The organism is uncultured Rikenella sp. (assembly GCF_947628055.1).
GTDB lineage: Bacteria > Bacteroidota > Bacteroidia > Bacteroidales > Rikenellaceae > Rikenella.
Genome location: NZ_CANQYJ010000002.1, coordinates 1 through 21533, shown reverse-complemented (window position 1 = coordinate 21533; position 21533 = coordinate 1). Strand labels below are relative to the sequence as shown.

Here is a 21533-nt window from a genome sequence, read left to right as displayed (position 1 = left end):
TTTATGTCCGTATTTCGATGCCGGAGAAGGTATTGCCGCCGGTTCCGGCGTACGGATAGAGGTTCATGCCGATGTAGAGCGTATCCCACGCGTCGGTACCGTCGGTTCGGTACTCCAGCACATCCTCCTCCGTCTCGGCGTACTTCTCCCCGGACTTATCTTTCTGCCACCCTTTCGGCCCGATGCGGGTTCCGGCCGCGCGCATGGCGATCAACAACGCTTCGTTGTTCGGCTCATTGAATGTGGGCTGCAAGTAGTTTCCCTGCCCTTTGAATCCTTGGTCGATGATCAAGTACTTCTCGTAATGCCGGATCGGATTGCCGATGTATTTGCGATCGACCCGCCAGCCGTTTTTCTCGAACTGGTCGCAGATCACCGACGCGAAGTCGTCCTCGTTCACGGCGTAGTTGGATCCGAGGGCGGTGCTGTCGAAATAGTAGACTACCTCGTGCCGGTCGTGGAAACGATAGTACTGACAGAAATCGTCGACCAGCTCGCGGAGCTTGCGATCGTACTTCACGTAGAACGATCGCAAGGTGCGCATCTTGATGCCGCTCTGTTGTCCGGCGACCAGCCAGTTGATATTGGCGTTGTAGTCGAATGCAACGGCGATCGGTTGGCCGGGTATCAGATCGGCATCCTGTCGGCAGTCCGGTATCCGGTCGAATTCATAACCGACCGATTCGAGATGGGCATTGTCGAACGCGGTGTAAAGATGCGCGTCGGTCAGGCCGGGATAGAAGCCGTCTTTCAGCTTACCGGGCCGGATGCAGAGGATGGAGGTCAGGAAGACCAGCGGCGGTAGGTCGCGCTTCATGTCCCGGATATACTTTTCGCCCAGCACCAATACGTTCTCGATGCTGGAGCACTCCCGGTAGTAGACGGCATGGCGGCGCAATTCGGCCAGGCTCTTGCGAAAGTAGGAGAGCCTACGAAGGTTGTATGCAGTCGGCTCCGCCTGCGACAGGCGGTGGGTTTCGAGTAAGCAGACCTTGATCGCTTCGATGGCATCCGGCGTGGCTTTGTCGGCGTAATTCAAAAACCACGACCCCTTCTTGGTCGTGGGCATATCCGACACGAAGAGCATAGAGTTCAGCCACGGGCAATCTTTCCACGGGCCGGGGAATCCGCCGTTCGCAGGAAATGCTTCGTCTTTCAGCTTCTCGAAGTTCAGAAATTTGGCTTCGTCGCCCATCAGATATTGAAGCGTCAGCGAGTTGGCAGAACCCGGAACATCCTGCGAGATGAGATACCAAATCGAACCGTTATACCAGCTCACCACATGGTCATACGAGATCGGCTCCCGGACGGGTTTGGCGAATCCGGCCGCTTTCGGCGGTCGAACACCCACAAAATAGTGGACATTGCGCTTATAACCCATATCGTCGAGGGCCATCAGCGTTCCGGGCAGCGTCCGGGTGAGAGCCTGCTGAAAGGTCGCACAGACGATGCCGCCGGTCGATCGGGGCATGTGCTGCGTGTTGCGGAGCATCCACGGGGCGACGATGCCGTGCGTCTTCCCGAAGCGCCGGCCGGCCACCATGACCGTCGTGTGGGCAGCTGTCAGGTAACACTCCAACTGAATGTCGTTCATGTATAGTCTCCGGCGATCGCTCATGACTTAGCCTCCGTATATTCGACCTCGATTTCGTCCATGTACTTCTTGCGCACTTTCTCGACCAGTGCGCGGGGGTTCTCGACATGCTCGATACCCAGCACAGAGGGGTCGGTGACGAATTCGACCGGCTGCGGCTTGATCTCCTCCCACGGCAGCGGCTCCTGCTCCTCCTTGTCGAGTCGCGTATATTTGCCGAGTTTATCGGCTGCGGCCACCATCGCTTTGATGTCGTCGCTCGCTTTCGCCCGCTGGATCGCCTCCTTCAACGTTTCGACGACCGTGTAACGGATCCACGCCTTTTCCGAGGAGCGAATATTGCCCACCAACAACTCTACATGCCCGATATAGCGATATGCCTGCCCAATGGAGGTGATGTCGAAGTAAATTTGCAGAGATTCAGCCAGCTGCGCATTTGTTACGTACGGCCTCTCCAGTCGCTGGGTGAGGAGGTATCGGTAGATCAGGATCTGCTTCTTCTCCTTCTCGGTGGCGTCGATCTTATCCAAATCGTCGAACAAGCGATCTTTGAACTTCTCTATGGTCGATACCTTCATGCTTAGTGGTTTAAAGCAAAAATAGCCCGCGAATGCGGGCTACAAAGGACTATCGGTAAGCGTGTCAGGCCGCTACTCGATCAGTCCAAGGGCTTGCAGACGAGAGGCGTTGTCTTTGAATCCGCATCCGGCAGCGGTTATCACGGCCACATATTTGCGGAGCTTGGCGAGGCAGTTTGCTCGTTTCTCTTCGTCTTGCTCCTTGTCAAGCTGGTTCAGGTACCGAGTGACTCCTGCCCGAGCCGCATTCAAGGCTTTAGCGTCCACCGTACCGGTATTGCCCGTTTCGGTAGGAGGCTCCGGCAGGGTGCCATCGACTGCCCACCGGTCGATCATCTCCCAGCAGACCCGATTCCTGTCCACCTGTTCGAGCAATGCAGCCCGGAGCGAGGCTCGTTCGGAATCGGTGGCCACAAGCTTCATCTTTTCATGGAGATGGCGCATCTGCTTGTAAGCATCGCATGCCTTCAAGTAGATCTTCTTCAACTCCTCTGGCAGATTCTCAAAACGGATGCTACCGTCCTGAATGACCTTGATCCGCTCTTGGGGTTTCAGCTCCGGAATGATCGGCAAATCTTCCTGTTTCGATGGCACCGCGGCAAAGGCATCGATACCGACCAGCTTCGACAGCTCGTATAATACTTTCAGCGGCGCGCATTTGCGCTGCAGGTAGGATTTCAGGTTCCGATTCTTACCGTACCGACAGTATAGCAGGACGCCGGCCTCGTAATCGCGCGGCCCATCCAGCCACTGCTTGATTTCTTCTTTCATTTTCGCGGTTATGAAAAAACGGGAGGGGTTCCTCCTGTTCCGGTTCGACATCGCTTACTCACCCGTACCCTACTCCGGCAGAGTCAGAGACGACTCGGTCGAAGTGAACACGCCGGTAGCACAATTCAGTGTTCCGTCGGAGGTCTCCAACAGCCCCTCGTAGTTCGGCAGCGGATAGAAGTCCGGAGCCTCCACCTCGATCGTCATGCCTTTGGCCGACCCGAACGAGTCGCCGGTGTCGCCCTTCATGCTCGTGCTGGCGTTGAAGTCCTCAGAGCCGATCACGGCGTAACGAACACCACCGCCCGCTACGTAATGAGGAATGACGTAGATCAGGTTGGAGTTGATGGTCGAAGCGGCCGTGATCTTTGCGTTGTCGCTGAGGTCTGGATAACTCAGCGTCGCCTTGTTCAGGATCCCCTGACAGTCGGTTTCGCCGGTCGGCTCCCAAGTCAGCTTGCCTTTTCCTTGGGTGCTGTAAACCGTGATCCACTTGACGCCTTCGCGCAGGACGAAGTCTTCCTTGTAGACGACAGTCTCCTTGTCGATCTTCGGAAAGGTGACGATGTCGCGCTTGAAGACCGCATAACCGATCGGTTTGATACCGGACGGATTGGCCTGACCGTCGGCCCAATCCAAATTTTTAAGTGTACTTCCCATTCGTTTCTGTTTTTACGATTTCTAAAACCTGTTGCGCTCGTTACTCGCCGGTCGTCGTGGTGAACTGACCGACCAGCAGACGCTGCGGCGAGATGCTTTCGAGTTGAACACCGAAATAGAGCATCATGAAGAACTGGAGAGCCTTCGGGTTGTCCGGACGACGGATCTCTACCTGTTCCATGTCGCTCATCTGGTCGCAGCCAACCAGCATGTTGTTGCGGACAGTGAAGATGATCTTCCCGGTATCCTTGAGCCCGGTCATCGGAACGAGTTCGACGGTATCGTCGGTGCCTTCGAGGAAGGTTTTTTTGAACTCCTTGTTGTATGCGACCGACCCGAATTCCGCCAGATACCACTTGTTGTACTGATTGTAGATCAATCGCGGCACAAAAAGTTTGATTCTGCTTTCGCTCTGAAGTTCTTCGCTGACGGCGTCGTTGTAGGCTTCCATCAGTTTGTCACCGACATTCGCTTCGTTGACCGAACCGAGATCCGCGAAGTTGCCTTTGTCGCTCGTGATGTTTTTGTCCGTGATCTCTTTGTCGATGATCGTGGCGAATCCGTCGAACAAATCCATCGTGGTGCTGCCACTGGCATTCCGCTTTGCACTCCAGATCGCCTTGTAGAACTTGTTGCTGACGCTTTGCGCCATCAGGAAAGCCATCTTGCGGGCGATTTCGCGGTCGGTCAGGGGAGTCGCTGCGCGGTCGGTAAAGAGGGTGCCGAGGAGCATGTTCGGATCGAACTCGCGGACAACATCGCCTAAGAATGTTTCGAGCTCGCGGAGCGTGATTTCGGGGATCCCTTCGACTGCGTCTTTTGCCGAGCGATACGGTCGAATTTCTGCCCCTTCGCTGATTTCACCAACCACTTCCTTTCCGCGCACATTGGCGCGCATGGTCATGTGAGCCAATACGGGCTGAAGTAATGCCAGCGGCATGGCCAGCAGTTCTCTTCGATACTTGGTGCCAGCTGCCTTAAGTGCTTGGAGCTGGTCGTCGGTTAACTTTTGCGGCATGGTATGTTAGTTTTGGGATTTGACAAATTCGATTGCATTGGAGAGGGCTTCTCCGAAGTTGGCCGCTCCGGCAACGTCTGTCTTGGTGCCGTCCGCCGGAGCAGATACGGATGCGGTTTCTGCTCCGGGGGCGTTGTCGAGCTGTTCGCGCAATTCGGCAAGCTGCTTGTCCTTCTCTTTCAGCTCCTGTTGCAGCTTAGACACCTCTTCTTGTTGATTTTTAATCGCGGAGAACGCGCCGATGTGCGATTCGACGGCTGCCGCCTGTTCGGCGGTCAGCGTGATCGACCCGTCGGCGCTCTCGAATGCGGCAACGCCGGCGGCTGCCGCCAACGCTGCATAGTTCATTTTAGACATATTGCGTGTTGTTGATTTGGTTTTCGGAGCGCTGGGAGTCGCAAAGGAGGCGGCGATCGAGAGAGCCTCCTCGAAGTTGCCGATCGTATCGACCAGCGTCCCGACGACGTCTTTGGCGAAGTAGGTGGCCCCGCTCAATTGACCGACAGCCACAAGCGGCCGATTGGCGCGCACAGTCTTTTGGAATGTGTCGGCCAGCACGGCGAGGTGGTCTTGAATGGGCTTGAGGTTCCCGGCGGCGGCTTCCCGGCTTTCGGCGTTCTTGTCCGTGGATTGCGGGGCATAGATGTCGCGAATGACAATTCCCTGCTGAGCGTAATAGCCGCGCATGTCGGCCCACGTGCACATGACGCCGATCGAACCGACAATCGAAGTGTCGGTTCCGGCCACGATCTTCCGGCAGGCAGAGGCGATCCAATAGGCCGCCGAAGCCGCCATACCGTTCACGAAAGCGACAACCGGTTTTGTCGCCGCCCGGATCGTCGCGCCTAACTCTTCGGTACCGGCGACGGTTCCGCCCGGACTATCGATGTTCAGGACGATTGCGTCGATTTCCGGATCGGCGTCGTACTCCCGGATCATTCGCCCGTACGACTCCATCCCGGCAGCACACATGCTGTCGTACTTCGAGAGGACTCCGCGCAGGGTGATCACACCGATGCGACGGGTCGTGCCGGATCCGGATGCGGGAATAATCGTATGTACCGAGGCCAGCGCGGCCCGCTCTTCCGGCGTCATTCGCTCGAACTCGACGTTCGGGGTAAACAGGCCGGCGACGAGAGCGGTCAGCTTCTCGGCCTCGGTGTTCGACAGGTAGAACGGCTCTGCGAGAACAGAGCGTAAGAGATTGAAATTGAGAATCATCTTGCAGCGGCGATTTTCCTACTGCAAGATTACTGAGCGTAAGGGCCTTAGAAAGGACTGACCTCCGCCGGATGCAGGGCGCTCAACTTAACGGTGACCTCGTACCCTCGAAACCCTCCGAATGTTCCGCCGAGGTCTCTTTTGACGGTGAATTTGAAGCGCAATTCGCCGCGATCGACCACAAAACGTGTGCGATTGACGTCGTCCACGCGAATCGTCGTTGCGCATCGCAACCGGGTTATCAAGGCCTCGTTTTCCGGCGTCAGACCGGCCACCTTGAACGACAATTCGTGTTCGTACAAGGTGCCCTGACTGCTCTCTTTCGAGGTGCAGACGTAGGCCCCGGTACGGCCTACGATGGGAATGTCGTACTCCGTCGCGTTCGAGGTGAATTGCACTGCTCGGATGACCGATATATTCTTGTCGCTCATACCCCTTGTTCTATGGTTGCGCCAAATTCACCTGTTTTTGGTGAGTTTAGACGCAAAATAATTTTAATCGACTCAGAATCAATGCCTTTCGGCTAATTCCATCTTTTTCCGCCTCCGTCGAAGGCGCATATTCGCCTGCTGGCGCATGATTTCCCGCATTCTTTTCAGGGTATTCAGCTCCGATCGGTAGAAGCGTTTCTTGAGTGTTTCGATCCCGCCCGCGAAGTGTCCGTCCATCCCGTTCGCAACGATAAACGCCTCGATCGCATCCATCAGTTTCGCCCCGGCCATCCGCGCCTCGGTGCAGCTGGCATCGAGATTCAAATCGAACTCCCGCCTGAGCACCTTGTTGATCGCATGTTCGGCATGCGGCGGCAACCACACCGCCCGCCCGCGGAACCGTTCGAAGCTCCGAGACCTCGGCAACCGAAAAGTTACCGTCTCTTTCCCGCCGTGCTCCTCCGCCGTCGGATAGTCCGACGGTTGCACGAGCGAACAAATCACCGTACCGGTCAGCGAATCCGTATTCAACGTATAGGCACCGTCTTCCCGGACAACGAACAGGCCGTTCAGGTAGGCGCGCAGAATCGGGTCTTTGATATGAATCTTGACTTCCATGATCGAACTACACAAAGTTAGTGAAAATCAAATAATTAAACAAGAAAATTCGACCTCTTTCCAGCCGGACGAAATGTCCGTTTTTTGTGCTGCAAAAATTCGTATCTCTTGTTTACCTACTACTTACAACGCCTCGCAACTCGCTGTATTTCAATACATCCAAGTAGTAAGTACGTGGCCGGGCCGAAAAAAGTAGTAGGTACGTAGTAGATACGGCGGCGGGCGGCGCATTTATTTGTTCGTCAAATCGTTATACAAAAAAGTAGTAAGTAGTAGTTAGATTGCATTTCAATTTTATAAACGCGTTCAAAATATATATCTATATAAAATTATATAGATATACACCTGAGCGTGTGCGTGTTACACGCTTACAACGTCCGTACCCGATACTTGTATCTCCGCTCCCCGGCACCGTAGATCATGTCGCGCCGGAATCCGAGCGCGGTCAGCGCCTCGCCCAGGTGCTTCGGCGTCATGTAGCGCGCCACCTCCGCGCGCACCATCCGCCGCCGCTGCAGTTCCGTCAAAATCTCGGTCGGCGTCAACCACTGCGCTGTCGCATCGTCCTCCTCCGGAATGTCGAAGGCTTGCTGCAACACCGCGCTGGCCGGCGTCTCGATCATATAGCGTTGGTTGGCCTCCTTCAGTTCGGCGAACTCCTCCTGTGTGTAGCGGTGGTCGTAGTCGGGACTCTCGGCCAACGCGAGCGCCTCGGCCCACAGCCGGTTGACATCGACGTTCTCGGCATAATCGAAGTCGATGGAGTCGAGGTAGATCGAGATGAAGCGGCGCGTCCCCAGCGCGGGGCACAGGAAGCCCGATTTGAAGCCCGTTCGGTTGTTGGTGGTCGCCACTACCGAGGCGATGCGCGGGCGCACCACAGGGCCGAATTCGCCTCGCAGCTTCACCGGCAGACTCCGGGCGGACAGCACCTTCTTGAACTCCTCGGCGGTGGAGGCGCTCAGCCCGTGCATCTCGTCGTACAGCACGAGGAAGTTCGATGTAACAGCCTGATCGATGTTGAAGACGCGCCGGTCGGCGTGGCTCAGGGTCATCATCTCCCGCAGCGGCTCCGGGCAGAGGAACTTCGCCAGCGAGGTCTTTCCGTTTCCCTCGGTGGCGCTAACGAAGACCAGCGCGGCTTCGTTGGCCGACTCGCCGATCGCGCAGGCCGCGGCGGCCACCAGCCATTTGCGGATGAACCGCGCAGCCATCTCCCGGTAATACCCCTCCGGCCGATCGTCGAATTCGCGCACCCGCAGGTGCGCGATCAGTCGGTCGATATGGGATTCTCCGTCGGGTTCGATCTCCCGAAGCCCGGCGAAGTACTCTTTCACGGGGTCGTAGCTGGCAATTTGGTTGGGCGAGTTCAACAGCATCCGGATGAGTGACTTGGTGTGCGGGATGCCGGCCTGCATCATGTGGATGCTGATGTCGTCGAGCGACGGCGGAAAGGTGTAGGCCCGTGTCCCGGTGCTGGCGATCCGCATCTGCGTGCGATCGTATCGATTCACCTCGATGCGGTAGTTGGCCTTCAGGAACTCGATGACCGGCGTCACCTTGTCGGCGGAGATTGTGGAACCGGTCGTCTTCAGCGGCTGAACGCGTGAGTTTCGTTTGGTTATCTTCATGGTCAGAATGGCAATTGTCGTCCCTCGGCCGGAACGTCGGGGTGATAGTCGGTCAATTTACTGAGGTCAGGCGAATAGCGAAAGGCCGCGGTGCCGAGTTTCCCGTCGCGCTGCTTCCGTACGAAGATCATCCCGACATCTTTCGGCAGTTCCGGGCCGCCTTCGTATTCGCTGACAACGAGTTCGGGATAGTAGGCCGGGCGGAACGGCATCAGCACGACGTCGGCGTCCTGCTCGATCGCTCCGGACTCGCGGAGGTCGTAGAGCTGCGGCTGCTTGTCGGCCCGGCCTTCGGCGGCCCGGTTCAGCTGGCAGAGCAGCACGACGGGGATGTTCAGCTCTTTGGCCAGCTTCTTGAGGCCGCGCGAGATCTCGGCCACCTCCCGCTCCCGGTTCTGTTTGTAGCTCCCGGTGGTGTTCTCGCTCTCGATGAGCTGGAGGTAGTCGATTACCAGCAGGTCGAGTTCGCCTTTGCGCCGCTTAGTACGGGAGACAGCCCGAAGACGGCTCAGTGTCGTCCCGGCGGTGTCGTCGATGTAGATGTTGAGTTTTCCGAGCTCGCCGCGGGCCTGCTCGTAGGCCTGCCAGTCGTCGCTGCTCATGCGGCCGCTGCGGAGCCGGTTACCGTCGATACCGGCGTAGGAGACGAGTAGGCGGTCGGTCAGCGAAATGCCGGTCATCTCCAACGAGGCGATCATCACGGAGGCCCCCTGCCGCTCGGCGGGCGACTTGCTGAGGTGGAGCGCGACGGCAGTCTTCCCCATGGCGGGCCGCGCGGCGACGATCACCAGCTGTCCGGGCTGCATCCCCCCGGTCAGCTCATCCAGCCCGGAGAGGCCGTACGTCAGGCCGGGCATCTTGCCGAGGTTCGCCTGCGCCAACCGCCGATCCATCACCTCGCCGTGTTCCTTCAGGATGGTGCGGATGTGCCGCTCGGTGCCGGAGCCGGCGAAGAGCATGTCGATCCGGGAGGTCATCGTACCGTACTCGGCGACGGCATCGTCGAAGTCGCCGGCGTAGCACTTCCCGGCGAGGGTGTTGCACTCGGAGATCATCGACCGCAGAACGGCCATCTGATAAAGAATTCGGGCGTGGTACCCGGCGTGCGAGGCGGAGCCGACGACCTGCGTCAGCTCGGCGAGGTACGAGGGGCCGCCGACGGTTTTCAACTTGCGCTGCTGCTGGAGTTGTTGGCCGACGGTCAGCAGATCCACCGGAGAACTGTTTTCCGCCAGCGTCCGGATCGCGGTGAAGATCAGGGCATGGCGGTCGTCGTAGAAGGTGTCGGAGGAGATCAGCCCGGCGACATCGAAGTAGACGTTACGTTCGAGCAGCATCGCGCCGAGCAGTGCTCGCTCCAGCTCGATGTCGTGCGGCGGCAGATAGCCGTTCTCAACTGATCGGGATGGTGATGACGTTCTTCTTGTTGCCATTGTCGTCTTGCTTTTCGTCGTTTGTATTGATCTCGAACACGTTTGCCGTGCCGAGGGCCATGTAGAACTCGATGGCGGCGATCGCGGCCGCACGCTGGTTCTTGGCGAACTGGCGGATGAGCTTCAGCCGGGCGATCTCCATCCGGCTCTCCATCACGATGCGGTGCTGCTCCTCCAGGTACTCCTTGTAGGTCTGCCATACCTGCCGAAATTCGGCGTCCTGCCACGGAAATTTGACGGGCAGAGGCTGCACTGACGAGCCGATCAACTCCTCGATGGCGTCGGAGGTCTCGACGACCTTTTTCCACGATCGTTCGACGGCCTGCCGGCATTTGCGGCCCGCGCCGGCGTCGGGAACAAGGGCCAGCGCCTCTTCCAGTCGCCGCCGGGCCTCTTCGAGCGCATCCACATGCGCGCTCCATTCTTTGTCGATTTTCATAAGATACATAGGTTAGAAACCCCGACCGGCGAAGGCCGGGGATAAATGGATTAGCATTGCCCGAAACGGGCGTCGTAAGCGCTCTGCATCCGGGTGCAGAGCTTGTCGAGGGTGAAGGCCCGGACGATGAATGTCCGACGACCGGCGAACTTGGCGCGCGCCGTATAGCGGTGGCTGGCGTCGCTCGACAGGCGGATTCTCCGGGTTTGAGGATAACGGGCCATGAAATAGGCCGTGAATTGGTCGCGTACGAAGCTCGGCAGCTTGTCTTTGGATGAACGGTACACCGTTCCGCCAAAGCACAATTCATTCGGGTGTTGCATTGAATGAATGTGTTTGGAAAAATGATACAATAAAGAAAGCGGAGCTTCCTCTGGTTGCAACACCCACATTCTATTTCCGGTTGTCCGGGACGAATGAATAGAGAAAGGCTCCGCCTGTAATAAGGTGAGCAAAAATGACAATTCGCCGCCGGAACGGACGGAATAGTATGTAGATGTTGCACTGCAAACATAACACTATTTAGGGAATTGTCGGGCATCAAAGGCGAATTATCCGATTATTTTTTCGAGCTGAATAAGATACATAGGTTAGAAACCCCGACCGGCGAAGGCCGGGGATAAATGGATTAGCATTGCCCGAAACGGGCGTCGTAAGCGCTCTGCATCCGGGTGCAGAGCTTGTCGAGGGTGAAGGCCCGGACGATGAATGTCCGCCGATCGGCGAACTTGGCGCGCGCCGTGTAGCGATGACTGGCGTCGCTCGACAGGCGGATTTTCCGGGTTTGAGGGTAACGGGCCATGAAGTAGGCCGTGAACTGGTCGCGTACAAAGCTCGGCAGCTTGCTTGGCGAACGGTACACCGCTCCGCCAAAGCACAATTCATTCTGGATTGGCATTGAATGAAAGTGTTATGGGAGTTGAACAAAAAAGAAAGACGGAGCTTTCTCAGGACGCCAATCCAACATTCTAACTGCTTGTACAGGGAGAATGAATAGAGAAAAACTCCGCCTATGATATGGGCAGAAATGACGATTCTCCACTGCAAAAGCAGAATCAGCATGTTGAATTGGCATTGCAAACATACTACATTTTGGAGAATTGTTGCAAGATGGACGGCAGATTTTTCTGCACTGTGGATTCCGTACGAAGCTCGGCAGCTTGTCTTTGGATGAACGGTACACCGTTCCGCCAAAGCACAATTCATCCTGAAGTCGCATTGAATGAATGTGTTTTGAGAAGTGATACAATAAAGAAAGCGGGGCTTCCTCTGGTTGCGACTCCAACATCCTAACTGCTTACACAGGGCGAATGAATTGAGAAAGGCCCCGCCTATTAAAGGCTGGATATGACAATTCGCCGCCGTGAGGGCAGTTGCATGGTATTGAAGTCGCACTGCAAACATAACACTATTTCGGGAATTGTCGAGCATGGAAAAGAAAATTAATCGAACAGGGTTCTAAGGGCCGTCAGGCTTTTGTCGGTCAACGCCTTGCGCACGGCCTTTTCATGCCGCAACTGCTGCTCCACCTCCAGATAGCGATCGAAGTCCGCACCGCTCTTCTCCGCCTTGAGTCTCAGATCGGACAACTCTTTCTGCAAAGCGATCGTTCGTTCGAAAGATTGTTCGCGCTCGTCATAGTTGATGTATCGCTTGTGAAAATGCTCGTACAAAGCATGGTAGCACTCTTGTTGATAAGAGATCAGCCTATCACGAGATTCGGCACGAACATTATCCGGATGGATTGTGAAAAGCCAACCATAAACGAATTCCACCGGTAAACAGAACATTTCGTATCGTTTCCCATCGGTTCCAGTCGAGGTGCTCAGCCCCCCAACTGAACTTAAAATCGGATGTGCTTGAATTTTGTCTCGTTGAGCTTTCGGATCGACTCCCAGTGCTTCACATATCGGTTTGATCGGAACGCACATGTCGGAAGTGACGACGATCTCTACTTGGTTGATTGTAGCGATAATGGTGTCTTTCATGATTATTCGGTTTTAGAGGTTTGTACTATCAGTTTTTCTAACTGGATGAGCAATCGTCGAAAATCTACCTGCTCAACCGGCGGCAGGTCGTTCAGAATCCGCATCAGGGCGGTGTGGAGCGTCTCGGCCTCCTCCCGGCTCATCTCCAGTATGCTTATCCGCCCGGCGGCGTCAAGATCGGGGTACATGGCTATCGGGTTCGTTGTTGGCGTTGGCGACGGCGAGCGAGGCGGTTCGGTCGCTGTCTCTTGCGTATTCGGTTCGGCTTTCGCGGCGGGTAGCCGTGAGCGCGCATCGGGAAGTGGTCGCGGATGAATCGGGACTCATAAGCAATGATGTCGAACTGCCCTGTCGCCTCGGCGATGCTTTGGGTCAATGCGTGCAGTGCATCCCGGACTCTTGTCAGCGTCTTCATTTTCCAAAGTGTTTTTTGCAATTCGCAGCTGTGATTACCGGATTCGCCCACTCTCGCTGAAAGCGTTTCCAGTCGGATGAGTAGGTGCCGCGATCGTCACGGTATAGCATTGCCATCGGCATGAATCCGGCACCCCATGCTTCTCCCATGCGCTTTTGCGCTTTCTCGAACGTGTCGCCTTTGTAACCACAAAGCACGTAGCATCGGAGGACATTGGATGCTTTGGTGAATCCTGCACCGAGGAGCATCTTTCCAGCTTCGATAAGCGGTTCGAGATCATTGGGCGTATCGTAAGCGAACCACAGCGATTCAGGTCTCAATTCCCGGAGACGAGTCGACATCTTCGGCGTGAGGATCGCCGCCTCCAGTCCTCCAACAAACTGCGGCCGGTGGGATTGGCGGGCCAGCATCTCAAATACAGCGTCGATATGCTTCGTGGAACAGGCCAGTAGGTTATCGTCGGTAACGATCCATCCGTCCGTTACGGGAAGTTCACGGAGTTGGAAGCCTTCGCGCTTGGGGACGGCGCAGAACCAGCATCGGTTCGGGCAGCCGCGCGAAGTGATGACATAACCGTGTTTCATGTACATGCCCGGCACAAAGTCTCTGCCGGGCTCGTTGAAGGCTGGGCCGCCCATCTTGACCGGAGCAACCGATGCCCATTGCTTCGCGGCCCATTCGGCCCACGGCAAGTCCCAAGTGAAGACGACCGAGATATGGACTTCGTCGGCTTCATCGAACATGTCGGGCGTTGTGCCAATCCGTACCAGTTCATCATTCGGGGTGGCGTTCGTCCTACGCGGGAACACTCTGATTATTCGTTTCATTACGCAGTGAGTCTGACTTGTTCGAGAGCCGCGCAAGTAGCGACGCAAAAGAGGTCTATGTATAGCAGTCTGATCATTTCGGCAATTTCATAAAGCACATCCAGTGCGTTTTCGAAGCCTTTCCGGATTTATGCCCAAACAGCGGCTTTGCGCTGATAATTTCAAGGATACGTTTCACGGTTACTCGTGTCTCGTTCCACTTAAAGATCAACACTCCGTAGTTTTCGAGAACACGCATACACTCATCAAATCCGGCCTTTATATCAGTTTCCCACGTCGGGAGCAATCGCCCGTACTTTTTTGCCATCCAAGCGTTCTCACCCAACTTCTTCAAGTGGGGCGGGTCGAACACAACCAATCGGAACGAACCGTCCGGGAATGGCATCTGTCGAAAATCCGCCACGACATCCGGATGCACCTCCAACCGACGTCCGTCACACAAGGTATATTCGGCATCCCGGCAGTCCATGTAGACCGCCAGCGGATTCTGCTTGTCGAACCACATCATCCGCGCTCCGCAACAGGCGTCCAATATCAACTTCTTCATTTCAGTGTGTAACAAGTTTCACGAATGGTCGGATGTTCTTCGATTCGCCCGGCGGCGACCAGATGCTGCAACGCGATATCCATTCCTAACGCAGGAAGACGGGCGTGAATCTCACTGTACAACGCATGGAGCGGTTCCTGTCGCCGCAATTTTTTCTCTGAAATGATCTCCTGAATGATGTTCATAATTCTATCTGTATTCATAAGTATGGGGATACTTGCTCCTGCCGCAGACTCGAACTGCGGCGTTTGCCAATCAGGAGACACGCTGCACGGTAAAAATATTGGCCTCGTAATTTGGTATAATCTCAAAATCATACCCCTGTTGTTTTAAGCGTGATTTAGCTACTCGAAACCCTGATAATAATGTGCTTTCGATAGGATATTGTCGGGTTTCCCCAATAACGAAAGACATCAACGTAGCTCTATACTCCGGGCGAGTGATTAACTGACGACGTGATCTTATTCTCATCGTTTGTCTTATATTTGAGATTTGATGAAATTTCATGAGCAAATATAATAACAATAATGAGAAAATCTCACTATTTGACTGAAATTATCTCAAGTAAACTATGTTTTTTCTCACAACCATTTGAAATACACACATCTACCTTTGAATCATGAATATTAGAGAGAACATCAGAAGGATTCGAGAATCGAAAGGTCTGAAGCAGCAAGTGATTTCCGATGCGTTGGGCAGTGATCCTGCCGTAGCCAGCAATATCGAAAATGGAAAGCGAGAGATAAAAGTCAGCGAATTAGAAAAAATAGCCCAAGCATTAGATGAAGATGTACTTTATCTCTTCACCTATCCAGAACGTTTTGTAAATGCAAATACGTTGGAAAGCTATTCACAAAAGAAAGTATCCATCACGTTTGAAGTCTCTCCCGATATACGTGATGAATTGTTAAAGATAGTAGCTCAAAAATAACCTAAATAACATACCGGAGCATCCCCAAGAACCAAATTATACAGAAAATAACAGCTTGGTAATCAGAATGATTACTCAGTAAATGTCGTCTCCCTCCAGCGCAATACAAAATAAAACCTACGATAAAATGGCAACGCATATCGACACCGGGCAGTGGGGTGAAGAGACAGCAGCGGAATATTTGTGCGCCTGCGGGTGGAAAATCGTGGAGCGGCGATGGAGAGACACAGCAGCCCGAGGGATGAGAACCGATATCGACATCATAGCCATTTCGCCCGATGGAGTGTACCACTTCGTCGAAGTCAAGACCCGGACAGGGAGAAGCTCCGTACAAGAAGATTTTTCGCCCGAAGCCGCCGTGACCCCGGCCAAAGCCCGGCGCATGGCACAAGCCGCAGAACGGTATATGGCCCACCGGAACCTGACCGCAGAAACCGCAGTGGACTTGGTCGCCGTAAGGACAGTCGACGGCACGGGAACCCCGGAAATCCGTTACTATTCCGACCTGGTACGGTAAGACGGAGCCCGCAGACAGAGCGAAAAAGAAAACAACCGCTTTGCAATCCATTATAAAATGTTACCTTTGAAAATCTGCACATTCTGCAAATTGCAGTCAATCCGTGCAGGCCAAACGAAAAACGGGAAATAAATTCGACCCTATATGAGCGAAAATACAAGACAAACGCCCGACATGCTTTTCGAGGTGAGCTGGGAAGTATGCAACAAGATCGGCGGCATCCATACCGTCGTGGGTACCAAGGCATTGACCGCAGTTCAGACATTCGGCGACGAGCACTATATCGTCATCGGGCCCGACCTGACCAGCGAAAAAGACAACCCCGAATTCGAGGAAGACTCGAACCTGCTGAAAACATGGCGGCAGATGGCCGCTGCCGAAGGACTGCGCATCCGCGTGGGACGTTGGAAGACGGTCAAGGGAACCCCGATCGCCGTGTTGGTCAACTTCTCGGCCATTATGGGGCGGAAAGACGAGATTCTGGCCAAACTGTGGGAAACCTACAAAGTGGACTCCATCAGCGGCCAGTGGGACTACGTCGAACCGGTGCTGTTCGGCTTCGCCGCGGGCAAAGTCATCGAAAGCTACGTGAAATGCCACAACGAGCCGGGCAAACACGCCGCAGCCCACTTCCACGAATGGATGACCGCCAGTGGCGGCTTGTACCTCCAGAAAGAACGGCCTTCCATCGCTACGGTATTCACCACCCACGCCACCGTGATCGGCCGGTCGATCGCCGGGAACGGCCTGCCGCTTTACAGCGGGCTGGATACTTTTAACGGCGACGATATGGCCCGGCAGTTCGGCGTGACGGCCAAACATTCGATCGAGAAAGCAGCCGCCCATCACCTGGATGCTTTTTCGACCGTCAGCGAAATTACCAAACGGGAATGCAAAGCATTGCTGGAAGCCGAAGTATCGGCCGTGACCCCGAATGGGTTTGAAGACAGCTTCGTATGGCAGGGCGAAGAAGCAGAGACCAAACGGCGCGAAGCCCGCGACCGGATGATCCGGGTGGCGGAAGCCGCGCTCGGCATCGAATTGCAGAACGACCCGCTGATCGTCTCGATCGGAGGACGCTACGAATTCAAGAACAAAGGGATCGACGAGTTTATCGACTCACTCGGCGAACTCAACAACAACGACTCTTTGCGGCGGGATATACTGGCATATATTATGGTGCCGTGCTGGAATCACGGGCCGCGCAGGGATTTGCAAGGAACTCTGTCCGGCGAAAAAGAGTGCTGTATGGATTATGCCGGGGCATTGAACGCCACGCATTATCTCGGCGACCCGGACAACGACCCGGTGGTGAACCACCTGCGGGCGCGCGGCCTGCTCGGACGGGGGAACCGCGTGCATACCGTCTTCGTGCCGAGCTACCTGAACGGCGACGACGGGATTTTCGACAAAACCTATTACGAACTGCTGGTCGGGATGGACGTAACCGTCTTCCCGTCGTACTACGAACCGTGGGGATATACGCCGTTGGAAAGCATCGCTTTCTCGGTGCCGACCGTGACGACCGATCTGGCCGGATTCGGCCTGTGGGTCGAACGGCACACTGGGCAGGGACACAAAGGCGTGACGGTGGTGCACCGCGACGACACCAATAGTTCGGAGGTGGTTGCGGCCATTGCCGAAACGCTGGCCGCCTATACGAATATGGGCGACGACGAAATGAACGACCACCGCCGCTCGGCGCGTGAAATCTCGAAGACCGCATTGTGGTCGAATCTTTACGCCCATTACTTAGACCTCTACGGAATAGCGCTGGAAGCCGCCATACGCCGTGTAACGCGGAGCTATACCGACGGAGGAGCCATGCACGAGCAACTCAATTACATGCGCCAGCAACTGGTGCTCGAAAGCAAGCCGAACTGGACCCGGATGATGGTCGAAAGCTCGGTGCCGGAACGGCTTCGGCCGCTCGAAGAGCTGACCAAGAACCTCTGGTGGTCATGGTACGACCCGGCGCGGCAAATGTTCGAGTCGATCGACCCGGAACTGTGGAACCGAGTCGACCGCAACCCGATCGACATGATCGACCGGCTCAACCTCAAGAAACTGCGCGAGCTGGCTGAAAATCAGGATTTTCTGGCCCGGATGGACGCAGTCTATGCCGAGTTCCGGAGATATATGGCGGCCAAACCGCAGGATGCACGGCCGAGAGTGGCTTATTTCTCGATGGAGTACGGCTTGCACCACACACTAAAAATCTATTCGGGAGGATTGGGGATACTGGCGGGGGACTACCTCAAGGAATCGTCGGATAAGAATGTGCCGATGACTGCTGTGGGGCTGCTCTACCGGTACGGCTATTTCACCCAGCGTCTTTCCGCCGCAGGCGACCAGGAGGCCAGCTACGAGCCGCAGGATTTCTTCAAACTGCCGATCTCTCCGGTGCGCGATGCAAAGGGTAATTGGAAGACAGTGACCGTCAATTTCCCCGGACGGAAAGTGGTCGCCAGAATATGGAAGTGCGATGTGGGCCGGACGGAACTCTACCTGATGGACACCGACCACGACCTGAACCAGCCGGAAGACCGCAGCGTGACGCACCATCTTTACGGCGGCGACTGGGAAAACCGGCTCAAACAGGAGCTCCTGCTGGGAGTCGGCGGCATCCAGCTGTTGAACACCTTGGGGATCGAAGCGGACATTTACCATTGCAACGAAGGGCATGCGGCTTTCATCGGACTGGAACGGGTGCATAATTTGATCGCCCGGTACGATCTGAGCTTCTCGGAGGCGATGGAGTGCGTGCGGTCGTCGTCGCTCTTCACGACCCATACGCCGGTGCCGGCCGGGCACGACGCATTCCCGGAAGATATGATCCGGCAATACATGTCGCACTATCCGGAGCGGCTCAAGATTACGTGGGAGCAGTTCATCAACCTCGGGAAGACCAACCCGAACGACCCGAACGAGAAATTCTCGATGAGCGTGCTGGCATCCAACATGTCGCAGGAAGTCAACGGGGTGAGCTGGCTGCACGGCGAAGTGAGCAAAGAGATACTCAAAAACATCTGGCCGGGATATTTGCCTTGCGAACTGCATATCGGATACGTGACCAACGGAGTGCATTTCCCGACGTGGGCGGCCACGCGGCTCAAGGAGCTGTACTACAACACTTTCGGCGAGTCGTTCCGAGCGGGAGACTACTCGAAGGAAAACTGGGAAAAGATCTACCATATCGACGACCGGACTTTGTGGGATACCAGATTGTACCTCAAAGAGCGCTTGATGAAGAAGATACGCGCGCGGGTGGCCGATCCGGTGCAATTCCGGTTCGACTCGCCGCGGCAGATCGTCCAGATACAGGAATCCTTGAAGAACGACGTGCTGACGATCGGGTTCGCACGGCGGTTCGCAACGTACAAACGGGCGCACCTGCTCTTCACCAATATGGAACGGCTGGAACAGATCGTGAACCATCCGACGCGGCCGGTGCAGTTCGTCTTTGCAGGCAAGGCCCATCCGGCGGACAAGGCGGGGCAAGACCTCATCAAGAAAATCGTCGAAGTGTCGAAGATGCCGCAGTTCCTGGGGAAAGTCATTTTCCTCCAGAACTACGACATGGAGCTGGCACGGCGGATGGTGCAGGGGGTCGATGTCTGGATGAACACCCCGACGCGGCCGTTGGAGGCTTCGGGGACGAGCGGCGAAAAGGCCGTGATGAACGGGGTGCTTCACTTCTCGGTACTCGACGGCTGGTGGGTCGAAGGATACAAGGAAGGGGCCGGCTGGATGCTGCCGATGGAAAACACGTTCGACGACCCGCGTTACCAGAACGAAATGGACGCCGAAATGATCTATACGACGATCGAAGAGCAGATCGCGCCTCTCTATTACGAGCGGGACGCCAACAACCTGCCGGTGAAGTGGATCGGCGCGGTCAAAAAGTGTATCGCGGAGGTGGCCTCGCAGTTCACCACCAACCGCATGATGCAGGATTACGAGGACCGGTACTACTCGAAACTCTTTGCGCGGCATGAACGCATGATCGCCGACGATTTTGCCGAGGCCCGCGAGATCGCAGCCTGGAAACGGCGCGTGAGCCGCTCGTGGGACAAAGTGCAGGTGCTCGATTTCAAACAGTACGATGTGGGGCATTCGGAGATCAAGCTGGGCGAGCATTACAAACTGGAGGTGAATGTGGATATCGACGGCCTGATGCCGGAAGATATTGGTGTAGAAGTGCTGGTGGCGGATCAGATCACGAACGACGGAGGAAACAGCGGCAAGATCAAACTCCGGAATACCTTCCAATTTGAATTGGTGCAAATGGAGGGGAGCGTGGCGACTTTCCGGCTCAACTCGACCCCGGAAAACGCAGGCTCTTACGACGTGGCGATACGGGTCTATGCCAAGAACCCGAAACTGCCGCACCGCATGGACTTCGCCTTAGTCAAATGGGTGTAGGATCATACGAGTAGATGAGGGGGAAGGCATAGGCGGATGCCTTCTTTCCCGCCGCTCCCGCTCGCGGGGCATTACTCTCTATTTGCTGCGGGGAACCGCCGCGCTTTCGCAGCCGCACACCACGGGGCGTCGAAGGAGACGCACTGCGGCGGCCTATTCCGCGCGGGGGCTTTCTGCGGTATTCGCCTTTCTTGCAAGGCAGAGTTCAAATGTGGCGGACTCTGCCTTTGCTTCGTACAGACCGGCCGATGCCTTACGACAGGTATAGCATGAACGTTTAAAAACAGAAAGAGGTATGGAAAGAGAAGAGACCACCCGGCAGCAGAAAGTCGGGAGGCAGATACAAAAAGACATCAGCGACATTTTCCTCAAAGAGGCGCGGCACTTGGTGCAAGGCGCTATGGTGACCGTTTCCAAGGTGCGCGTGAGCCCGGATCTGACCTTCGCCAAAATATATCTGAGCGTATTTCCGTTCGACAAAGGGACGGCTTTGCTCGGCACCTTGAAAGAGAACGCGGGGATGATCCGCTACGAACTCGGCAAACGGGTGAAAAACCAGCTGCGGCTCGTGCCGGAAATTGCTTTCGCCATTGACGACTCGCTCGAATACGTGGATCGCATCGAAAAGCTCATCAAAGAATAACCCTCTTCAAAACAGTCCGGATTTATGACCTTCAGAATCTTTCCCAAACTGGCCGCCATGATGGCTGCCGGTTCTTTCCTTTTCGTTTCCTGCGGCACGCACCCGACGGTGCAGCCCGAGATCCGCGTGATCCCGAAACCCGTTTCGATAACCGGAGGAAACGGCGTGTTCAAGCTCAAGAGCGGCATGACCGTCTCCGCCGACTCGGCGTTGGCTCCGGCAGCGAAATACCTGACCGAAACGCTGCGGAAATCCTCGGCCCTGCAACTCGAAAAAGCCAAGCCCGGTAAAGAGGGGAATATCCGGCTGACACTCGGCCTCGACCATCCGAATCCCGAGGCATACGCCTTGACCGTCGACGGTCAGGGCATTACCATTCAGGGAGCCTCGCCGCGCGGGGTGCTGATGGGGATCGCGACATTGCGGCAGTTAGTGCCGGTCGATTCGAAAGACAGCCGGATACCCTACGTTACGATCACCGACGCACCGCGCTTCGAGTGGCGGGGGGCGCTTTTGGACGTGAGCCGCCATTTCTACACCACGGAACAGGTCAAGGCATTCATCGACCTGATGGCGACCTACAAACTCAACAAATTCCACTGGCACCTGACCGACGACCAGGGGTGGCGCATCGAGATCAAGCAGTATCCGCTGCTGACCGAACGCGGGGCGTGGCGCCGGTTCAACGGGCAGGATCGCGAGTGTATGGCGGCGGCTGCGCGGGAGGACAATCCGGACATGCTCATTCCGCAGGAGCTGCTCCGGGTCGAGGACGGGGATACCTTGTACGGCGGATTCTATACGCAGGACGAGATTCGGGACGTGGTGGCCTATGCTGCGGAGAGG

23 protein-coding genes are annotated in these 21533 nt (G+C 55.8%); 5 read left to right on the top strand and 18 right to left on the bottom strand.

The window, feature by feature from the left end:
- Position 1: 1 nt before the first annotated feature.
- From Q0Z93_RS00290 to Q0Z93_RS00205, 18 genes are all read right to left on the bottom strand, one after another.
- Positions 2 to 1618, bottom strand: coding sequence for a hypothetical protein (locus Q0Z93_RS00290; protein ID WP_298061371.1), 1617 nt, complete (start codon positions 1616 to 1618; stop codon positions 2 to 4).
- On the bottom strand, positions 1615 to 2172 hold the full coding sequence (locus Q0Z93_RS00285; RefSeq protein ID WP_298061369.1) for a hypothetical protein: 558 nt from the start codon (positions 2170 to 2172) through the stop codon (positions 1615 to 1617). The genes Q0Z93_RS00290 and Q0Z93_RS00285 overlap by 4 nt, the downstream gene beginning before the upstream one ends.
- A gap of 72 nt (positions 2173 to 2244) precedes the next feature.
- Positions 2245 to 2943: a hypothetical protein gene (locus Q0Z93_RS00280; protein ID WP_298061366.1), complete on the bottom strand. Its 699-nt coding sequence runs from the start codon at positions 2941 to 2943 to the stop codon at positions 2245 to 2247.
- A gap of 69 nt (positions 2944 to 3012) precedes the next feature.
- Positions 3013 to 3603 carry a hypothetical protein gene (locus tag Q0Z93_RS00275; protein ID WP_298061365.1) on the bottom strand — a complete coding sequence of 197 codons (591 nt, stop codon included), beginning with the start codon at positions 3601 to 3603 and terminating at the stop codon, positions 3013 to 3015.
- A 40-nt stretch (positions 3604 to 3643) separates the two neighbouring features.
- Positions 3644 to 4621, bottom strand: coding sequence for a hypothetical protein (locus Q0Z93_RS00270; RefSeq protein ID WP_298061364.1), 978 nt, complete (start codon positions 4619 to 4621; stop codon positions 3644 to 3646).
- A 6-nt stretch (positions 4622 to 4627) separates the two neighbouring features.
- Entirely contained in the window at positions 4628 to 5842 is a 1215-nt protein-coding gene (locus Q0Z93_RS00265) for a S49 family peptidase (RefSeq protein ID WP_298061362.1), read from the bottom strand.
- 47 nt (positions 5843 to 5889) lie between these two features.
- The gene (locus Q0Z93_RS00260) at positions 5890 to 6273 is read right to left on the bottom strand and encodes a hypothetical protein (protein WP_298061360.1); all 384 of its coding nucleotides are present in this window, start codon (positions 6271 to 6273) and stop codon (positions 5890 to 5892) included.
- 78 nt (positions 6274 to 6351) lie between these two features.
- The gene (locus Q0Z93_RS00255) at positions 6352 to 6891 is read right to left on the bottom strand and encodes a hypothetical protein (RefSeq protein WP_298061358.1); all 540 of its coding nucleotides are present in this window, start codon (positions 6889 to 6891) and stop codon (positions 6352 to 6354) included.
- A gap of 368 nt (positions 6892 to 7259) precedes the next feature.
- Positions 7260 to 8522 (bottom strand): VapE domain-containing protein, encoded by a 1263-nt coding sequence (locus tag Q0Z93_RS00250; RefSeq protein WP_298061356.1) that lies wholly within the window; start codon positions 8520 to 8522, stop codon positions 7260 to 7262.
- 2 nt (positions 8523 to 8524) lie between these two features.
- Positions 8525 to 9955, bottom strand: coding sequence for a replicative DNA helicase (dnaB, locus tag Q0Z93_RS00245; RefSeq protein WP_298061354.1), 1431 nt, complete (start codon positions 9953 to 9955; stop codon positions 8525 to 8527).
- The gene (locus Q0Z93_RS00240) at positions 9915 to 10403 is read right to left on the bottom strand and encodes a hypothetical protein (RefSeq protein WP_298061352.1); all 489 of its coding nucleotides are present in this window, start codon (positions 10401 to 10403) and stop codon (positions 9915 to 9917) included. The genes dnaB and Q0Z93_RS00240 overlap by 41 nt, the downstream gene beginning before the upstream one ends.
- 41 nt (positions 10404 to 10444) lie before the next feature.
- Complete coding sequence (locus Q0Z93_RS00235; protein ID WP_298061349.1) at positions 10445 to 10717, bottom strand: hypothetical protein; 273 nt, start codon at positions 10715 to 10717, stop codon at positions 10445 to 10447.
- Positions 10718 to 11022: 305 nt separating this feature from the next.
- Positions 11023 to 11292 carry a hypothetical protein gene (locus tag Q0Z93_RS00230; protein WP_298061348.1) on the bottom strand — a complete coding sequence of 90 codons (270 nt, stop codon included), beginning with the start codon at positions 11290 to 11292 and terminating at the stop codon, positions 11023 to 11025.
- A gap of 544 nt (positions 11293 to 11836) precedes the next feature.
- Entirely contained in the window at positions 11837 to 12382 is a 546-nt protein-coding gene (locus Q0Z93_RS00225; RefSeq protein WP_298061346.1) for a phage antirepressor N-terminal domain-containing protein, read from the bottom strand.
- Positions 12383 to 12384: 2 nt separating this feature from the next.
- On the bottom strand, positions 12385 to 12570 hold the full coding sequence (locus Q0Z93_RS00220) for a hypothetical protein (RefSeq protein ID WP_298061344.1): 186 nt from the start codon (positions 12568 to 12570) through the stop codon (positions 12385 to 12387).
- A gap of 223 nt (positions 12571 to 12793) precedes the next feature.
- Positions 12794 to 13540, bottom strand: coding sequence for a hypothetical protein (locus Q0Z93_RS00215; protein ID WP_298061342.1), 747 nt, complete (start codon positions 13538 to 13540; stop codon positions 12794 to 12796).
- A 157-nt stretch (positions 13541 to 13697) separates the two neighbouring features.
- Complete coding sequence (locus tag Q0Z93_RS00210) at positions 13698 to 14171, bottom strand: class I SAM-dependent methyltransferase (RefSeq protein ID WP_298061339.1); 474 nt, start codon at positions 14169 to 14171, stop codon at positions 13698 to 13700.
- On the bottom strand, positions 14168 to 14356 hold the full coding sequence (locus Q0Z93_RS00205) for a hypothetical protein (RefSeq protein WP_298061337.1): 189 nt from the start codon (positions 14354 to 14356) through the stop codon (positions 14168 to 14170). Before Q0Z93_RS00205 ends, Q0Z93_RS00210 begins: the two co-directional genes overlap by 4 nt.
- A 434-nt stretch (positions 14357 to 14790) precedes the next feature.
- Between Q0Z93_RS00205 and Q0Z93_RS00200 the strand changes: the two genes are divergently transcribed.
- The 5 genes from Q0Z93_RS00200 to Q0Z93_RS00180 all read left to right on the top strand — a co-directional run.
- Positions 14791 to 15102, top strand: coding sequence for a helix-turn-helix transcriptional regulator (locus Q0Z93_RS00200; RefSeq protein WP_298061334.1), 312 nt, complete (start codon positions 14791 to 14793; stop codon positions 15100 to 15102).
- A 127-nt stretch (positions 15103 to 15229) separates the two neighbouring features.
- Complete coding sequence (locus Q0Z93_RS00195; RefSeq protein WP_298061331.1) at positions 15230 to 15619, top strand: YraN family protein; 390 nt, start codon at positions 15230 to 15232, stop codon at positions 15617 to 15619.
- A gap of 144 nt (positions 15620 to 15763) precedes the next feature.
- Positions 15764 to 20044, top strand: coding sequence for an alpha-glucan family phosphorylase (glgP, locus tag Q0Z93_RS00190; protein ID WP_298061328.1), 4281 nt, complete (start codon positions 15764 to 15766; stop codon positions 20042 to 20044).
- A gap of 295 nt (positions 20045 to 20339) precedes the next feature.
- The gene (gene rbfA, locus Q0Z93_RS00185) at positions 20340 to 20687 is read left to right on the top strand and encodes a 30S ribosome-binding factor RbfA (protein WP_298061325.1); all 348 of its coding nucleotides are present in this window, start codon (positions 20340 to 20342) and stop codon (positions 20685 to 20687) included.
- A gap of 24 nt (positions 20688 to 20711) precedes the next feature.
- On the top strand, positions 20712 to 21533 hold an 822-nt coding region (locus tag Q0Z93_RS00180; protein WP_298061322.1), incomplete at its 3' end, for a family 20 glycosylhydrolase.

Excerpts from the sequence above, each read along its gene's own strand:
- Q0Z93_RS00290 (WP_298061371.1), bottom strand. The coding sequence starts at position 1,618 with ATGAGCGATCGCCGGAGACTATACATGAACGACATTCAGTTGGAGTGT.
- Q0Z93_RS00285 (WP_298061369.1), bottom strand. The coding sequence starts at position 2,172 with ATGAAGGTATCGACCATAGAGAAGTTCAAAGATCGCTTGTTCGACGAT.
- Q0Z93_RS00280 (WP_298061366.1), bottom strand. The coding sequence starts at position 2,943 with ATGAAAGAAGAAATCAAGCAGTGGCTGGATGGGCCGCGCGATTACGAG.
- Q0Z93_RS00275 (WP_298061365.1), bottom strand. The coding sequence starts at position 3,603 with ATGGGAAGTACACTTAAAAATTTGGATTGGGCCGACGGTCAGGCCAAT.
- Q0Z93_RS00270 (WP_298061364.1), bottom strand. The coding sequence starts at position 4,621 with ATGCCGCAAAAGTTAACCGACGACCAGCTCCAAGCACTTAAGGCAGCT.
- Q0Z93_RS00265 (WP_298061362.1), bottom strand. The coding sequence starts at position 5,842 with ATGATTCTCAATTTCAATCTCTTACGCTCTGTTCTCGCAGAGCCGTTC.
- Q0Z93_RS00260 (WP_298061360.1), bottom strand. The coding sequence starts at position 6,273 with ATGAGCGACAAGAATATATCGGTCATCCGAGCAGTGCAATTCACCTCG.
- Q0Z93_RS00255 (WP_298061358.1), bottom strand. The coding sequence starts at position 6,891 with ATGGAAGTCAAGATTCATATCAAAGACCCGATTCTGCGCGCCTACCTG.
- Q0Z93_RS00250 (WP_298061356.1), bottom strand. The coding sequence starts at position 8,522 with ATGAAGATAACCAAACGAAACTCACGCGTTCAGCCGCTGAAGACGACC.
- dnaB (WP_298061354.1), bottom strand. The coding sequence starts at position 9,955 with ATGGCAACAAGAAGAACGTCATCACCATCCCGATCAGTTGAGAACGGC.
- Q0Z93_RS00240 (WP_298061352.1), bottom strand. The coding sequence starts at position 10,403 with ATGTATCTTATGAAAATCGACAAAGAATGGAGCGCGCATGTGGATGCG.
- Q0Z93_RS00235 (WP_298061349.1), bottom strand. The coding sequence starts at position 10,717 with ATGCAACACCCGAATGAATTGTGCTTTGGCGGAACGGTGTACCGTTCA.
- Q0Z93_RS00230 (WP_298061348.1), bottom strand. The coding sequence starts at position 11,292 with ATGCCAATCCAGAATGAATTGTGCTTTGGCGGAGCGGTGTACCGTTCG.
- Q0Z93_RS00225 (WP_298061346.1), bottom strand. The coding sequence starts at position 12,382 with ATGAAAGACACCATTATCGCTACAATCAACCAAGTAGAGATCGTCGTC.
- Q0Z93_RS00220 (WP_298061344.1), bottom strand. The coding sequence starts at position 12,570 with ATGTACCCCGATCTTGACGCCGCCGGGCGGATAAGCATACTGGAGATG.
- Q0Z93_RS00215 (WP_298061342.1), bottom strand. The coding sequence starts at position 13,540 with ATGTTCGATGAAGCCGACGAAGTCCATATCTCGGTCGTCTTCACTTGG.
- Q0Z93_RS00210 (WP_298061339.1), bottom strand. The coding sequence starts at position 14,171 with ATGAAGAAGTTGATATTGGACGCCTGTTGCGGAGCGCGGATGATGTGG.
- Q0Z93_RS00205 (WP_298061337.1), bottom strand. The coding sequence starts at position 14,356 with ATGAACATCATTCAGGAGATCATTTCAGAGAAAAAATTGCGGCGACAG.
- Q0Z93_RS00200 (WP_298061334.1), top strand. The coding sequence starts at position 14,791 with ATGAATATTAGAGAGAACATCAGAAGGATTCGAGAATCGAAAGGTCTG.
- Q0Z93_RS00195 (WP_298061331.1), top strand. The coding sequence starts at position 15,230 with ATGGCAACGCATATCGACACCGGGCAGTGGGGTGAAGAGACAGCAGCG.
- glgP (WP_298061328.1), top strand. The coding sequence starts at position 15,764 with ATGAGCGAAAATACAAGACAAACGCCCGACATGCTTTTCGAGGTGAGC.
- rbfA (WP_298061325.1), top strand. The coding sequence starts at position 20,340 with ATGGAAAGAGAAGAGACCACCCGGCAGCAGAAAGTCGGGAGGCAGATA.